The 16,770-nt window shown below is 54.9% G+C and carries 9 protein-coding genes; 4 read left to right on the forward strand and 5 right to left on the reverse strand.

Translation table 11 applies throughout. The annotated features are described in order from the left end of the window. Positions 1–82: 82 nt before the first annotated feature. The 5 genes from rpoC to H6815_13480 form a co-directional block, all read right to left on the reverse strand. Positions 83–4,459 (reverse strand): DNA-directed RNA polymerase subunit beta', encoded by a 4,377-nt coding sequence (rpoC, locus tag H6815_13460; GenBank protein MCB9861446.1) that lies wholly within the window; start codon positions 4,457–4,459, stop codon positions 83–85. A 117-nt stretch (positions 4,460–4,576) separates the two neighbouring features. Then, positions 4,577–8,389: a DNA-directed RNA polymerase subunit beta gene (gene rpoB, locus H6815_13465; GenBank protein ID MCB9861447.1), complete on the reverse strand. Its 3,813-nt coding sequence runs from the start codon at positions 8,387–8,389 to the stop codon at positions 4,577–4,579. 262 nt (positions 8,390–8,651) lie between these two features. Next, complete coding sequence (locus H6815_13470) at positions 8,652–9,446, reverse strand: glycosyltransferase family 2 protein (GenBank protein MCB9861448.1); 795 nt, start codon at positions 9,444–9,446, stop codon at positions 8,652–8,654. A gap of 141 nt (positions 9,447–9,587) precedes the next feature. Further along, entirely contained in the window at positions 9,588–10,964 is a 1,377-nt protein-coding gene (locus H6815_13475) for a PQQ-dependent sugar dehydrogenase (protein MCB9861449.1), read from the reverse strand. A gap of 55 nt (positions 10,965–11,019) precedes the next feature. Then, complete coding sequence (locus H6815_13480; protein MCB9861450.1) at positions 11,020–12,642, reverse strand: agmatine deiminase family protein; 1,623 nt, start codon at positions 12,640–12,642, stop codon at positions 11,020–11,022. Between the two features lie 398 nt (positions 12,643–13,040). Here H6815_13480 and H6815_13485 point away from each other — a divergent pair, with 398 nt between their 5' ends. The 4 genes from H6815_13485 to flgK are packed head-to-tail and all read left to right on the forward strand — an operon-like array spanning position 13,041 to position 16,754. Then, entirely contained in the window at positions 13,041–14,174 is a 1,134-nt protein-coding gene (locus H6815_13485; GenBank protein MCB9861451.1) for a flagellar basal body P-ring protein FlgI, read from the forward strand. Beyond that, a complete protein-coding gene (locus H6815_13490; protein MCB9861452.1) occupies positions 14,171–14,488 on the forward strand; it encodes a hypothetical protein in 318 nt (105 codons plus the stop codon). The genes H6815_13485 and H6815_13490 overlap by 4 nt, the downstream gene beginning before the upstream one ends. Continuing rightward, positions 14,485–15,006 (forward strand): flagellar export chaperone FlgN, encoded by a 522-nt coding sequence (gene flgN / locus H6815_13495; protein ID MCB9861453.1) that lies wholly within the window; start codon positions 14,485–14,487, stop codon positions 15,004–15,006. The genes H6815_13490 and flgN overlap by 4 nt, the downstream gene beginning before the upstream one ends. 11 nt (positions 15,007–15,017) lie before the next feature. Further along, positions 15,018–16,754, forward strand: coding sequence for a flagellar hook-associated protein FlgK (flgK, locus tag H6815_13500; GenBank protein ID MCB9861454.1), 1,737 nt, complete (start codon positions 15,018–15,020; stop codon positions 16,752–16,754). The last annotated feature ends 16 nt before the right edge of the window (positions 16,755–16,770 follow it).

Here is a 16,770-nt window from a genome sequence, read left to right on the forward strand (position 1 = left end):
CGACAAAAAACAAACAAAGCGTGACCCGGATGAGCCACGCTCTGCGTTTATACAACAGAAGAAACGTATCTCAACCGTTACCTCAGTCGAGACGGGATTCGGCGTTGCCCACCGTGAGATCCTTGAACTCGACATGCGGTGTCCCGAATCCCTCACGATCTGCACCGAGGCGTTCGGCTTCCATCGCGGCTTCTTCGAGAAGATACGACTCATCTTCAGGCTCGATTGGCGTGCCAAGTTTCTTCACACGGATCGACTGGTAACGACGGAACCCAGTACCAGCCGGGATCAGGTGGCCAAGAAGCACATTCTCCTTGAGACCGATGAGATCATCAATCGCGCCGCGGAGTGACGCTTCAGTGAGCACCTTTGTTGTTTCCTGGAATGAAGCACCGGAGAGGAATGACTCGCTCTGGAGTGATGCCTTGGTAATACCGAGCAGCAGTGTACGACCCGATGCGGGGCGTCCACGACGAACCTTCGCCGGCTCCTTGCCCGCAGCTTCTGCACGTGCATTTGCTTCACGGAGAGCGGACTTGTTGACAAGCTCGCCAACTCGCAGATCGGTACCGCCCGCATCAACCACAAATGCACGCGAAGCAATCTCCATGTTCTTCTGACGGAACACGTTGCGGTCGATCACTTCAACCGGAAGTAGATCGGTATCGCCCGGATTCTCCACACGAACCTTGCGAAGCATCTGTGAAAGGATCAACTCGATGTGCTTGTCGTTGATCGGCACGCCCTGTGCGCGGTACACGTTCTGCACTTCCTCGATCATGTACTCCCAGAGTGCTTCTTCACCGCGGATACGAAGAATATCCTGCAGCACAAGCGGGCCTTCAGTCAGCGGCTCACCCGCTTCGACATAGTCACCCGAGTGAACAAGTGTGATCTTGTCCTTGGGGATGTGATGGTCCTTCTCAACACCAGACTCAGAAATAACGCGAATGGTGTTTTTGCCCTTGCGAAGGTCGGCGTGGATCTCGACACGACCCGAGATCTCTGCCATGACTGCAGGGTCCTTGGGCAGACGCGCCTCGAAGATCTCAGTCACGCGAGGCAGACCACCGACGATGTCCTGTGACTTTGTTGCGGCGCGAGGCTGACGTGCGAGCATCTGGCCCGCATGCACTTCCTGACCGTCTTCCACTTCCAGACGTCCCTTTGCAGGCAGGTAATGGAAGTCGAGAATATTCCCGTCCTTGTCGACGACATTGATCTGTGGGTGCAGATCGCCCTTGTGCTCGATGATGATGCGGGCCTTCTGGCCGCGACCTGCATCTTCTTCGCGGTAGGTCTTGTCAAGTTCGATGTCCTTGAACTGGACAAGACCACCCTTCTCAGCGAGGATGGGCATACGGTGCGGGTCCCACTTGACCAGCAACTCACCCTTCTTCACTTCTGTGCCATCGGCAACGTACAGGTTTGCACCGTACGGCACCTTGAACTTGTCAAGCTCACGACCCTCTTCACTCATGATTGCGATTTCGCCGTTACGCTTCAGCACAACGAAGCAATCCTTGCCTTCTTCATCCTTCACGGGAACCGCGTTGCAGTCTCTGATTTCGAGCTTGCCCTTGTTGCCCGCTCGATATTCAGACTCTGTCACGGTACTCGTACCGATACCACCCGTGTGGAACGTACGCATGGTGAGCTGCGTTCCAGGCTCACCAATGGACTGTGCAGCAATGATGCCGACAGCCATGCCCTCCTCGACAAGCTTGCCTGTGGACATGTCCATGCCGTAATCAAGGACAGAACAACCTGTCAGACTGTCGCTGGTCAGCGGGCTACGCACAAGCACAGCCTGCACACCCATTTCCTCGATCCGCTGCGCGGCCTCGGCACTGATCATCTCGTTTGAGTTTGCAACCATCTCGCGTGTTTCGGGATCAACAATCTCATTCACACTGACACGGCCGACGATCTGTTCACGAAGGGGCACATCGACCTCTTCGCCCTTGTAGATCGCACGCTTGAGAAGCCCGCGGCGTGAACCACAGTCGTGCTCACTGATAATGACCGACTGTGCAATATCACACAGTTTGCGCGTCAGATACCCGGAGTCCGCAGTTTTCAGCGCGGTATCTGCAAGTCCCTTACGCGCACCGTGCGTTGATGAGAAGTACTCAAGGATGCGCAGGCCCTCGCGGAAGTTTGCACGAATGGGGGTCTCAATGATCTCGCCCGACGGCTTTGCCATCAGACCGCGCATGCCGGCAAGTTGCATCATCTGCGACACGTTACCGCGAGCACCGGAATCGCTCATCAGATACACGGGATTCAGATATGGCTTTGCACCCGTATCGCCCTTGCTGACTTCCGTCCCTTCATCCGTGCGATAATCATGCTTGAGTGTTTCGATAAGCGCCTTCGTCACCTGTTCGCGGCAGTGCGACCAGATATCCAGTAGCTGGTTGTATCGCTCACGTGGCGTAATGATGCCTCGCTCATAGTTCTTTTCGACGCGGTCGACCTTCTTCTGGGATTCTGCGAGGAGTTCAGCCTTTGCATGGGGAATGCGAAGGTCTGTTACGCCGAACGAGAGTCCTGCAACCGTTGAACGCTTGAACCCGATCTCCTTCATCGCATCAAGCAGCGCAATTGTGCCTGACTTGCCGCAAGCGATGAAGCAATCGTCGATCACACGTGCGCATCCCTTCTTGCCGAGTGCGCAGTTGTAGAACGGCATGCCCGCTTCAAGAATCTCTGAGAACAGAATGCGTCCCGGTGTCGTCACAACGCGACGATTCTCGGGCAGAGATTCGGGTGCGCCGCTCTGGCTGTTCACAATATGGGTAAAGCCGTCAAGACGGACCACAATCTTCTCATGGATATCGACGATGCCATGATCGAACGCGAGCAGTGCCTCCTGACGATCCTTGAACACCTTGTACTCTTCACGAGGACGATCATCCGGACGCTCGGTTGTTACAAAGTACACACCCATCACAATATCCTGCGATGGCGAGATGATCGGCTTGCCGTTCGCGGGTGAGAAGATGTTGTGGACCGACAGCATCAGCACGTGTGCTTCCGCGTGCGCCTCAACCGAGAGCGGCAGATGCACCGCCATCTGGTCGCCGTCAAAGTCCGCATTGAACCCTGTACACACAAGCGGATGCACGCGAATTGCATTGCCTTCGACAAGCACAGGCTCGAACGCCTGGATACCCATTCGGTGGAGTGTCGGTGCTCGATTGAGCAGCACTGGATGCTGATCGATTACTTCTTCAAGGATGTCCCAGACCTCGGCATCACGACGCTCAAGCATGCGCTTTGCGCTCTTGATGGTGTCTGCAAGCCCGTGCTCCTTGAGCTTGCGGATGATGAACGGCTGGTAGAGTTCCAGCGCAATCTTCTTTGGCAGACCGCACTGCCATATCTTCAGTTCGGGACCAACAACGATCACAGAACGCCCCGAGTAATCAACACGCTTACCGAGCAGGTTCTCACGGAAACGTCCCTGTTTTCCCTTAATCATGTCCGTTAATGAACGCAACGCACGGTTCGATGAACCGAGCACGGGGCGGCGGCAGCGATTGTTGTCAAAGAGTGCATCCACTGCCTGCTGAAGCATGCGCTTCTCGTTGCGGATGATGACCTCCGGCGCGTTCAGATCCATCAGCTTTTTCAGACGGTTATTGCGGTTGATGATGCGCCTGTACAGATCGTTCAGATCGCTGGTCGCAAAGTTTCCACTCTCAAGCAGCACAAGCGGGCGAAGGTCGGGCGGGATCACCGGGATCACATCCATGACGAGCCACGACGGATCGTTGTCCGATGCGCGGATCTGTTCGACAAGCTTCAGTCGCTTGGACAAGTCCTTGATCTTCTGTTTGGAGCGTGTTTCTGTGAATCCCTTGCGAAGTTCGGCTGCCACCTGCGCCAGATCAATGCGAGCGATCAACTCACGAACAGCTTCAGCCCCCATGCGGGCATCAAACGCGTTACCATACTTTTCTTCTGCGACGCGGAACTCTTCTTCTGTCAGCACCTGCTTGAACGTCAGTTCTGTGTCACCCGGATCGACAACGACATAATCCTGGAAGTACACAATCTTTTCAAGGTCGCTGGTTTTCATGCCAAGCAGCGTACCAAGACGGCTCGGCAGGCTCTTGAAGAACCAGATATGCACAACCGGGGCAGCGAGGTTGATGTGTCCCATGCGCTTGCGGCGAACGCGCGAGTGTGTCACCTTCACGCCGCAGCGATCGCAGATGATGCCTTTATACTTTGTGCCGCGATACTTGCCGCACGAGCACTCGTAGTCGCGCTCGGGGCCAAAGATGCGCTCGCAGAACAAGCCGTCCTTTTCGGGACGATATGTTCTGTAGTTGATGGTCTCAGGCTTCTTCACCTCGCCATAAGACCACGCGCGGATGTCGTTGGGTGATGCCAACGTGATCTTGACCGCGGAGAAGTCATTAATCCGGTCGTACACGCTCTCTGCCATGTCGTTTTCGCTCCCACGTTCTGTGCGCCGAACGTTGCGATGTGTCTCTTTCGTGTGATGCAGATGTCTTTCAGCAATCTGCACTGCGTGTCATGTCTTTGTCGATGCGTGAGTCTGCTACAACAAACTCGCGCCTTCAAGCTGGCGTTTCTCAAGCGTCACATTCATGCCGAGACCCTTGAGCTCGTTGCAGAGCACGTCGAATGCAACGGGCATACCTGCCTCGAGCTTGTTGACGCCCTTGACCATGGACTCGTAGATCTTGGTTCGGCCCTCGACATCGTCGCTCTTGACGGTGAGCAGTTCCTGCAGGATGTACGAAGCGCCGTGTGCTTCCAGCGCCCACACTTCCATTTCGCCGAAACGCTGACCACCCGTACGGCTCTTGCCACCAAGCGGCTGCTGCGTGATAAGCGAGTACGGTCCGGTCGCACGCGCGTGGATCTTGTCATCCACGAGATGGTGCAGCTTCAGTACGTACATGTAACCTACAGAGGTCCGCTGGTGGAACGCTTCACCGGTACGTCCGTCGTACAACTGGATCTTGCCAGTATTTGGCATGTGCGCGAGAATCTCGTCCCAACGTGGTGCCGAGCCCGATTCCTCGTAACTCGCAAGGCGCTCCTTCACACTCCTGTTTGCTTCATCAATTGCAGCATGGATTTCAGCTTCGGTTGCACCGTCAAAGACTGGTGTCACAGCCTGCATGCCAAGGATTGCCATCGCCCAACCAAGGTGCAGTTCAAGGATCTGCCCTACATTCATGCGTGAGGGCACGCCAAGCGGATTGAGCAGAATCTCGACAGAGGTGCCGTCTTCCATAAACGGCATGTCCTGCTCGGGCACAATACGCGCAATCACACCCTTATTGCCGTGACGTCCCGCCATCTTGTCGCCAACCGAAAGATGTCGCTTCGAGGCAATATAGACCTTTACCATTTCAAGCACACCGGAGGGAAGCTCGTCGCCGCGTTTCATGTGCGCGAGCTTGCGTTCCTTCTCCTTGCGAACTGCCTGGATGCGAGGCCAGAACTGCGAGTACGCAATCTCTGCCTGTTCCTTGGTCTCCTTTGATCCCTTGATCCACTTCTTGTCGAATGTTTCGATCTGTTCGAGGATAACTTCGGGAATGTCTGACGCACCAACCTTCTGACGCGTCATCGGGTCGACCATGTCTGTCCCGACAATAGTGTTGACCGCGTTGACCATCTCGCGGAACAACTCGATGGCCTTGGTGTCCATCTCCGTCGAGTAGTCCTCCATCTGCTTCTTCAACGCCTTCTTCTGTGCTTCGGAAAGATGCTGACGACGCGAGAACTTCTTCGCACCAATCACAACACCCTCAACACCCGCAGGCACTTCGAGTGAATCGTTCTTCACATCCTCACCAGCGCGACCGAAGATTGCGTGAAGCAGCTTCTCTTCAGGTGTCAGTTCGGTCTTTGACTTCGGGCTGACCTTGCCAACGAGAATGTCGCCGGGCCCAACACGAGCACCAATACGGATCGTGCCGTCCTCGTCGAGATTGCGAAGCGCCTTCTCTGAGACGTTCGGAATGTCACGCGTGAACTCTTCACGCCCAAGCTTCGTCTCTCGGATCTCTACGTCGAACGAGTCGATATGGATCGACGTGAATCGATCATCCCGCACAAGCTTCTCGTTGATGACGATCGCGTCTTCAAAGTTGTACCCATCAAATGTATTGAATGCGATCAGCACGTTCTTGCCGATCGCAAGCTCACCCTGTTGTGTTGATGCGCCATCGGCAATGATGTCGCCCTTCTTGACCTTCTGCCCCTTCTTTACGATGGGCTTCTGGTTCTGGCAGGTGCGCTCATTCAGACCGACAAACTTGCGGAGTGTGTACTCATCTGAGTTGTCGATAATGATGCGCTGCGAGTCAACAAAGGTGACCTCGCCGCCATTGCGAGCCTTCACCACCATGCCGGAGTTGCTACCAATGTCCTTCTCAAGACCGGTTGCAACCATCGGTGGGTCAACCTTGATCAACGGCACAGCCTGTCGCTGCATGTTCGAGCCCATGAGCGCACGGTTTGCATCGTCATGCTCAAGGAACGGAATAAGCGCCGCACTGATGCCGACAATCTGCTTGGGAGCGATATCGACGTAATCAACCTGATTCGCGTTGACTTCCGTCAGTTCCCCACCGACACGAGCAAGAATTGTTCCCGTGCGAAGTGTGCCATCGTGCTCAAGCGAGTCGGTAGGTGCAAGCGTTGCACGCATTTCTTCGTCGGCGCGGAGATACGTGACCTCCTTGGACATCTCCCCATTCTTCGCAACTCGATATGGCGTGCGCAGGAAACCGTATTCGTCCACCTGCGAGTAGATGCCCATCGACACAATCAGACCGATGTTCGTACCTTCTGGTGTTTCGATCGGGCAGATACGACCGTAGTGCGAGATATGTACGTCGCGAACCTCAAAGCCCGCACGCTTCCGGTTGAGACCACCCGGACCAAGTGCCGAGAAACGACGCTCGTGGATCAGACTGGACAGCGGGTTTGTCTGGTCAACAACCTGAGAGAGTTCTGATCGGCCAAAGAAGAAATCAATCGCAGAACTGATCGAACGTGAGTTGAGCAGATCTGCAATCTTTGCAAGCTCGTCGGGGTCCTTGACCGACATGCGCTCCTGCACGGTGCGCTTCAGCTTCAGGAAGCCCTTACGGAGTTCCTCGACTGCAAGCTCGTCGAGCGTGCGCAGACGGCGATTTCCCAGATGGTCAATGTCATCCACAACAGCAACTGATTTGCCTGTGTCCGGATCCTGGCGATTGGAACGAAGATCAAGCAGGTACTGGATGACACGCAGGTAGTCCTCGGCCTGAATGAACATCAGATCCTCGGGCATGTCCAGACCAAACTTGCGGTTGATACGGAATCGACCGACGCGTCCGAGACGGTACCTGTTGTCGTCGAAGAACTTCTCAACAAACAACTGCTTTGCCTTGTCGACCTGTGGCGGGTTGCCTGGACGGAGCTTTGAGTACAGCTTGAGCATTGCCCGGTCGTAGTCGTTGTCAGCGTGCTCAGCAAACTGCTCCAGTTTCTCCTCTGCAATCGTGTTCAGAAGAAGCACATCCGACGGGTTCTGAATGACCTTCACCTTCTTGAGGCCGGACTGCTGGATCGGACCAACGGAGTCACCAATCTGACGACCGACATGGATAATCTCTTCGCCTGTCTCGGGATGGAAGATGGACTCAGCAGCCCAATCGTCCTCTGTCACCTTCTCAACTTTCTGGTCGGTAATCTCATAGAAGAGACTGAGCAGAGCCTCTGTGGAAGCGACGGTTTCGTCGAGGCATCGAAGGAATGTTGTCGCAGTCAGCTTGGCCGACTGGTCAATGCGCATCGCCAGCACGTCTTTCTTTGTCACCTCAAGCTCAATCCACGATCCGCGTTCCGGAACAATGCGCGACGAGTGGAGCGGCCTATCGCCCTCGCTCGTGAGGATCGAGAAGTCAATGCCCGGAGACCTGTGAAGCTGTGAGACAATGACGCGTTCCGCACCGTTGACGATGAACTCGCCACCTCCAAGCAGAATCGGGAACTCGCCGAGGTAGATATCTTCTTCGGGGAGATCGGGCTTGCCCTCGCGCCACAAACGAACACGAACCTTGAACGGCATGCCGTAGGTCAAACGCAACTCTCGGCATTCGTCTGAGGTGTACCGAGGCTCATCAAGCTCGTACGAGATGTACTCGAGCTTCATTGTGCCGTCATACGACTCAATCGGGAAGATCTCGTGGAGGAGTGACTCGAGTCCAAACTCCTTGTTTCGATCTTCCGGTCCCTGTGAGAGTTGAAGAAACTTCTCATACCCGCGTGTCTGCGTGAGTGTCAGATCAGGCACTGGAAGTGCATCACCCCGCTTCGAAAAATCACGCACAGTACGCTTCTGCATGTTGTCCTACTCCCATTGTCCGCTGACTACGATCTCTCACGTGTTGGCAGCGCGCAAAATCGATATCACCGCCCCCACGTGTATGGAGACGGAGCGATGCTGCTCGCCACATTTACGCGACCAGTGTGTTCATTCAATCCTGGTACTGAGAAAATCCTGATGTTCGGTGCCGGCTCTGCGAACAGGATACTAGCCCCTCTGCAAGTCACGGGCCAACGAGAACTTTTCAGTATTTTCACACAATCGACAGTCCTATAAGTATTTATAGATCCCCGCCAGCATCATCGGGAGCTCGCGTCCTATCTAGCTCAATCAGAATTGCATGCTTCATCATGGTGCCGATCGAGGTGCTCGCAGCAGCGAGCCAACCGGGGTAGCCGTCGAGAAATCCTCTCTTCAGCACCAACTGCTTGAACATAGAACCGACAGGTGAACCCACCAGTCTGATGTAGGACCCACGCCTGCCCTCCGCCTGCATTGACAAGGCCATCCGTCGTGCATGGCTGGCCTGTTTGGCAAAGAAGTCAGCAAAGGTGGTGATCGAGTCATGCCGAAGCTCGCCACTGAGCTTGACTCCCTTCACAGATATGCCGGGGAGACCATCGAGTTTGTCGTGCGGATCCAGCCCGCCAAACTGATGGGTACCACGAAGAATCAGACGCCTCCGCCACTCAGGCTGCCAGACATGACGCAATGGCTTATCCCTGAAATAGACCACACGGTTGAGCGTTCCGGCGTTGACTCCTGGTTCATTTGACTCAATAACCCGCTTGATCGAATCGCGAAGTTCCTGATTGAGTGATTCATCGGAATCCAGCGCAAGCACCCACGCACTTGTACACGCATCAAGCGCGAGTTGCTTGGTTTTCACGTATCCAAGCCATGGGGTGTGAACAACTTTGGCGCCAGCATCCTCAAGCAGTGCCAGTGTTCCATCGGTCGAACCTGAGTCGGCAGCAACAATCTCTTGTGCAAATCCGCGCACAGAATCAAGCGTACGACCGATTGTCGCCTCGTTGTTCTTGCATGCAAGAGATACCGAGAGATTGAGCGCCATCAGATGAGAGCATATCCCTTCGAATGGTGGGATGGAGTGTGCCAGTCCTCAATTCGACCAACATGAACGACAGGTAAAAAGAAGGACGGCGTGCATCCAGTCTGGAAACACGCCGTCTGTTTTATGAGAATAGATGCAGCGTTACGGGCATCCGGCTGCGTACGCATTGCCATAGCAGATATAGTCAAAGATGTTCAGTCCGCCACTGCCATCACAATCGGCGTACGACAGATTCTGTGCGTATGCGTTGCCGAAGCAGATATAGTCAAACACGTTCAGCGAGCCGCTCTTGTCACAGTCCGCGTAGCAAGCACATGAGGAGACCGCACCTGTCGGACGCAGGCGATACACGCCACCATCCAGTGAGCAGATGTACATCTCCCCTCGCGCGTCCTCACCAAATGAAACCGGTGATGTGATTGCCCCACCAAGCCCGAGTTCTGCAGTCCAGTTCACAACGGCGCCGGGAACACCATTGTTCATTTCAAGACTCAGAATCTGGTCCGAACAGTAATCAGCAAAGAAATACAGCCCACGGATTGCTTCAATATCGCATCCGCGATACACGTACCCGCCGGTGATGGAGCACGAGAAACCGGAAAAGTTGTGGTCATACTCATGCACGGGGAGCACGAGTTCCGGTGCGTTACATGTACACCCTGTCAATCCCGTGCAGCGCGTGCCTTCCATGCAACGCCAGCCGTAGTTCTCACCTCCCGTGCTGCTCGCAGGCTGGAAATCAACCTCTTCACGCTGTCCCTGTCCGACATCGCCAATCCAGAAATCACCTGTCATGCGATCAAACGAGCATCGCCACGGATTGCGCAATCCATACGCCCAGATCTCTTGGCGCGGTCCACCAACACCAAAGGGGTTGGACGCAGGAATCGCATAGTTAGCATTCGGATCTGTTGGAAAATCATCGCCATCGACATCGATACGCAGGATCTTGCCGAGCAGCGTTCCAAGGCTCTGCCCGTTTCCCAGTGGATCGTTCGCGGACCCGCCATCGCCAGCTGCAATGTACAGGTTGCTGTTGAACCCAGGCTCGAACCCGATCCAGCCGCCGTTGTGATTGGAGAATGGCTGCGAAAACTGAAGCACCGGATTGGCACTTGAAGGATCGGCAACATTTGGATCGCCGGCACTGACCGAGTATCGACGAATAAACGTCTGACCGCTGGCCGTGTAGTTCACATAGAAATACCCATTTGCCGCATAATCCGGATGGAACGCAAGGCCAAGCAAACCCTGCTCGTTGCCGGTGCTCAAACCGGAGATCGTCAGAAATGGTGTTGGGAGTACCGTGCCAGAGTTCAGATCGAGAATCTCGATTCGGCCTGTGTGCTGTTCAACCACAAACAAACGATCCATATCGCCTGGTGCGTGCGTTGCAACAACTGGACGAGAAAATGTTCCAACAAGTTCTTTGGTCAGTGTCTGCCCACTCGCAGTGGCACATGGCAGCATACCAGCTGCCACGATTCCTGCAATGTTCCAGAATGATCGAAAACGCATGATCGGTACTCCTTGAGTTCTGGGTATATATCAATAATCAATCAGATCGGTTGGATTACGGGCAACCAGCAACATACGCGTTGCCGAAGCAAATGTAATCAAACACATTGAATGAGCCGCTCGCATCGCAATCTGCATATGGTTGTGCATTCGCATACGCGTTACCGAAGCAGATGTAATCGAAGACATTCAGCGAGCCGTTTCCATCACAATCCACGTAACACCCGTCGATTGTGAAAGTGTTATCAGAATCATCAAACCCTTCATTTCCAACTGCATCACGCGCGACGATACGGAGCTTGCCCTGCGCAGTCGGCAGTCGATCGACCGTCCACTGGTAGTCTGTTGTCGGATCGACTCCTGACGCGAGCAGATATGGGAATGTTTGCCCGCCATCGGTGGAGAGACGAATATCGATCTCTGTCACGCCAACGTCATCATCGCTGATGAAATCGACAAGCACACTCTCGCCCGGCACAAATGAGCCATCATTTACCGTCTTGAGATACGCGGTCGGGTTCACGCCACCAAGATGTTTCGGCACATGCATGCAGATGCAGTGCATCACACCAGCCGCTGTCACGATCGCCTGACAGTTGACCTGAACAATCGTCTTGTTCGGCATCGCTGCCTGCCACCCTGCAAGCGCTTCAGCGTTGTATTGAGAGGTTGCCTGTGAGATCGTGTACATCGGAACAAGCAGAAGATCGTTGACAATGCACACGTTGGCGTACGTGTAATGCGTGCCGCCGGAGTTGAACGCGGGCAGACGCGTCACGGTCCAACCCGCATTGGCCAGATCAGAAGCAACCTGATCTGCAATGACATCGTGTGCCTGGCCCGATGCAAGCGGATAATCGTTGATGATGACCTTCTGATCACCGATGATCTGCATCCACATGTCGATGTGCTGTGTCGCATCGATATTCGTCGGGAATGCTCCAGTGATCGTAGTGTTGACATTCTGGTAGTCGTGCCAGATCTGCTGGATTTGAGATGGAGTTTTCCCTGGGTTTTCATTGACAATGAGCTGCGTTGCGAATGAGTTTGTAGCTGAGTTCAGGTGGTAGTTACCGCCACCGTGAATCAGATCAAGCTCATAGACTTCGTGCCCCTTGTACTGTCCGAACGCTTTGGGAATAAGATTGTCACTCGGACGTGGACGGTTGTAGGTGTGATCAACGATGATTCGGCAATCACCCTCATAGGCGTACCGTGGACCGTAATCACGGATCCAGATCGTGTTCGTTGGCGCAACAATAAACTCGACGAGCGCCATGTTCGCGCCAGATGATGTGATCGAGTTTGTTGCAGCGGTCAGCGATGCAGAAGAGGGCACAACCACATACGCCTTGGCGTTGCCGATCGTTGTAATGTTCTTCGCCATCTCGCGAACAATCGTGAGCCACGAGCTTGAGCCGTTCCATGACAGCAGCACCCCATCCATGTCGGCATACTCGCCGGGACACACCACAGGGCCTGTCGGCGGCGGAGTTGGAACGTCCGTCGCTTGTAACGGTTGTGTCAGAAGCAGTTGTTTTTCCGCGTTCGTCAGGTTGCGAGGCAGATGGCCTTCCCACGGCGCGGTTTCAGGATCGGACTGTGCGAATACCACGCCTGATGAGAGCAGCACACCACAACCAAATCCCATCAGCGCTCGACGAGCAAACATTGCCATCTGATTTCTCCAAATCTGTTTTGTGTCCATGTGCCCAAACCTTCTGCCCACGGATCCAGTGATGTTCCGATGAACTTTGTCTCTCAGGATATGGCTACGCCAGGTATCGGGAAACTGAACTCTTACGGGATACGAACAGCTTCCTGACGTCATCTATCGACCATACAGCGTACACGATCCTTCGCTGTTCACCAAGCTCCTGCCGACGATGAGCGAAAGACCGAACTGAAATCAATGAATCGGGAGAGTTTTAGGACGTACTCTCGTTCGAACATGAACGAGCCATCTTCATTTTCCCTGCGACATCAATGTTTCAGATTCGCCACACTCCATATCAGGCACGCTGCTTGCGTTCTGCTCCAGTATCCATGCCCATTGAGCACAGGAGCACGCACGTTATGCGCATTTCAGTTCGTCGAGTGTTCATCCTCACCGCTCTCTGCGCGATTGTTGCGCTCGGTCGTACTGCACACGCACAGGTGCAGCAAATGCAACTCGATACAATGGTACGGATCGCAGGACACAACGCCTCAGCGCTGCGCGGCCACGGGCTGATTACCGGTTTGAACAAAACAGGTGACTCTGGCAAGGATCTGATCGTTGCTCGCCCGCTCGCAGAGTATCTCGAGCAGAACGGGAATCCTGTTGAACTGGATGATCTGGCGAACTCCAAGGCAGCAGCCGTTGTCATGGTGAACTGCGAGATCCCTGCTGGCGGCGCTCGCAAGGGTGATCGTTTCGACGCGATTGTGACAACCATCCATACCGCATCATCACTCGCGGGTGGGTATCTCGAAATCTCCTTAATGACCGGCCCGATGCGCGGTGACAGTGTGTATGCGGTTGCTCGCGGCCCAATAGTGCTGGACGATCCCGATCATCCAACACGTGGACGCATTGTCGGTGGTGTGCAGATCATCAATGGCATCTCAATGGCTCCTGTAGCTGAACAGTTCGATCTCATCATCAAGCCTGAGTTCGCAGGACCAAACTCCGCCGAAGCGATCGCATCGCACATGAATAGCGTCTGGTTCAACGTGCCCGATTGGGACGATGGTCGAACACTGATCGCAATCCCAAGTCCGACAGACCAGCGCGTCATCCACGTGCTTGTGCCGGAGCTTGAACGCCGAAACATCCCGCGCTTTGTAGGTGAAGTGCTGACATATCGAATCGAGCGAGCCGCATTGCGTTTGCCGCCGAAGATCACGATCAATCGCATGACAGGCACCATCACGATGTCATCCGATGTCTGGTTCAGCGCAGCAGCATTCACAGATCCGAGCCTGTCCATCACCGCAATCAACCCTCCGCCGGTTGCAACACCGGAGAACCCGCTCGTTGAAACATCGCGTGTCGGTGCTCTCGAAGCTCCCGGACTTGACGATCGTGATCGGATTAGATTGTCGGACCTGGTGCGCACATTCGAATCTCTGAAGGTGCCGCCGGAAGCACGTATTCGAATTCTTGAACAGCTCAAGGCGAGCGCTCTATTACCTGTCGAGATTATCTACGTCGGAGGTGGTGCATGAGTTTGGTCTCCCCCGGATCAGCGCGTGATGCAGCACAGCAGTTCGTTGCGATGACGTTCATCCAGCCACTACTGAAAGAAGTTCGCGAGTCAAACGATGCAGCTGCACCCTTCGCGCCGACGCAGGGCGAGAAGATGTTCGGAGCCATGCTCGACGAGCGCATAGCGCAGGATATTACCCGCGCATCGGACTGGGATCTGATCAAGCGTATCGAATCGGATCTGCTCCGAACCGGGCAGGCCATTCCTGCACCTTCTCCGCAACGTGCTGATATGAACTTGCCATCGACACTGTCAATTGAGGAGTACGCATGACCGTGATCGCAGCACAACCAGAAACCGCAACGGTTGGCGATCGCCTGCTCGCGATCATGGACGATCTTGACGCAGCGTTTGCCGAGATCGACGCAATTACTGGCCAGCAGAAACAGGCGCTTCGATCGCTTGATCGTGAACAGCTTGGCACGCTTGCACAGCAACAACAAACAGTAACAAACCGTGTGCGCTCGCTTCAGATGAAGCAGCGTTCGATCGCACGCCAGATCCTGCCCCGCGAGCAGCAGCATCACGCCACCGTCACCGACATCGCGATGAAGCTTCCCAATGAGATGAAACATCGCGTGCTGCAACGTGCAGCAGCACTGCGGTCGCACGCGGCTCGTGTACAGCGGGAGAACGCGAGTGTCGGTATGGCTACACGCTCGCTTGTCCGCCACATGGAAAGCCTGACGCAACAGGTACAAACACGTTTCTCTGCGGGTGGCACATACAGCAGAGCAAGCGTGCCAAAGGTTAACGTCAATCGTCCCAACTGTCTTGATCTGCAGAGCTAAGGAGTGCACTGATGAGTCTGACAGGTTCACTGCGAATCGGAAACTCTGCCCTGCTTGCCAGCCAGGTTGCAATTCAGACAGCCGGCAACAACATGGCAAATGCAGCCACGCCGGGCTACAGCCGACAGATTACAGACCTGTCCGCGATTGCTGGGCAACGCTCAGGCAACACCGCAAATCCTGGGCGTGGTGTGCAGGTCGCCGACGTGCGCAGATACGTTGACGATGCGGTCACGCGCCGACTGCAACGTGCGATCTCGCAGGAGGCGTACAACAGCCAGGGCGTCGACATGCTCGATCGCATTGAGACAGTGCTCAACGAGCTGACTGAGTTTGATCTGTCTAGTGAGCTGTCAACCTTCTTCAACAACTGGTCGGAACGCGCCAACCTCGTCCAGTCGAGCGCATCGGTCGTGCAGGGCGGCGAGAAGATCGCCCAGTTCGTCCGCCAGTTGAATCAGGATCTCGGATCCATGCGCGGGCAGGTTGACGAGCAACTCGCACAAGCGGTCAGTCAAGCCGACGATCTCATGTCGCAGGTCGCCCAGCTTAACCGCGAGATCTCACACGCTGAAGCGGGTTCGTCACGCGCAAACACACTGCGCGATCGTCGCGACGAGACACTGGCAGAGCTGTCGCAGTACTTTGAGCTCAGCACGTACGAACAGACCGACGGCACGGTTGACGTGCTGGTCGATTCCATTCCTGTTGTCATGGGCGGAACGTCGCGTGGCATCGGTCTGGAGCAGGAAACGGTCAATGATCAGGTCGAGTTGCGTGTTCGCCTCAAACACGATGGCACCGAAATGACTCAACCAGGAGCGTTGATCGGTGCCCTGCTCGAAGGACGCGAGGACACACTCAACACAGTCATCGGACAGCTTGATCAGGTAACGCAGCAGTTGATCTTTGAGACAAACAAACTCCATGCGACAGGCACAAACCTTGATGGTCTGACGCACGCAACATCCACGTTGGTAGTTTCAGGTACAGACAGAGAACTATCACTCGCGGATGCGTCCAACGCGAGCATCGCAGACCTCCCATTCGATGTGAAGAACGGCGGGTTTTACATCCATGTGACCAACCAGTCGACTGGAATCACAAATCAAATCCGTATCGATATCGATCTCGACAATATCACCGATGCTGGTGGTCAAGGCTCAGACGATGACACATCGGTCGATGACATCATTGCTGCCATCAACACGATCGATGGCGTGAGTGCAGGCTATAACGCTGCCGGTCAGTTCGAGGTGAGTGCCGACACCGGGTTCTCTTTCGCCTTCGCAGATGATTCGTCAAATGTGCTCGCAGTTCTTGGTGTGAACAGCTTCTTCAAGGGAACAAACGCATCTTCGATCGGTGTTCGCAACGATCTGCTTGAAGAACCGAGCAAACTCGTGACCGGCAAGCTGGAGAACGGCGAGTTTGTCGAGAACGGCACAGCATTGGGCATCGCACAACTCGGATCGCAGACTCTCGAAACACTCGGCGGAGAGTCCATCCGATCGCACTGGCTAAACGCTGTTAGCGGTGTTGCTGTATCGGCGGATAGTGCCCGCGTGCGTGCAGAAGCATCATCGATAGTGCGTGAGAGTGTGCAGAACCAGCGGGATGCGATCTCAGGGGTGAACCTCGACGAGGAAGCGATTGACTTGCTCACGTACCAGCGGCAGTATCAGGCAGGCGCACGATTCATCTCTGTTGTTGATCAACTGACACAGGAACTCATTTCCCTCATCTGACATGTGTCAGTGGAGG

It is taken from the genome of Phycisphaeraceae bacterium, assembly GCA_020639155.1.
Classification (GTDB): domain Bacteria; phylum Planctomycetota; class Phycisphaerae; order Phycisphaerales; family UBA1924; genus JACKHF01.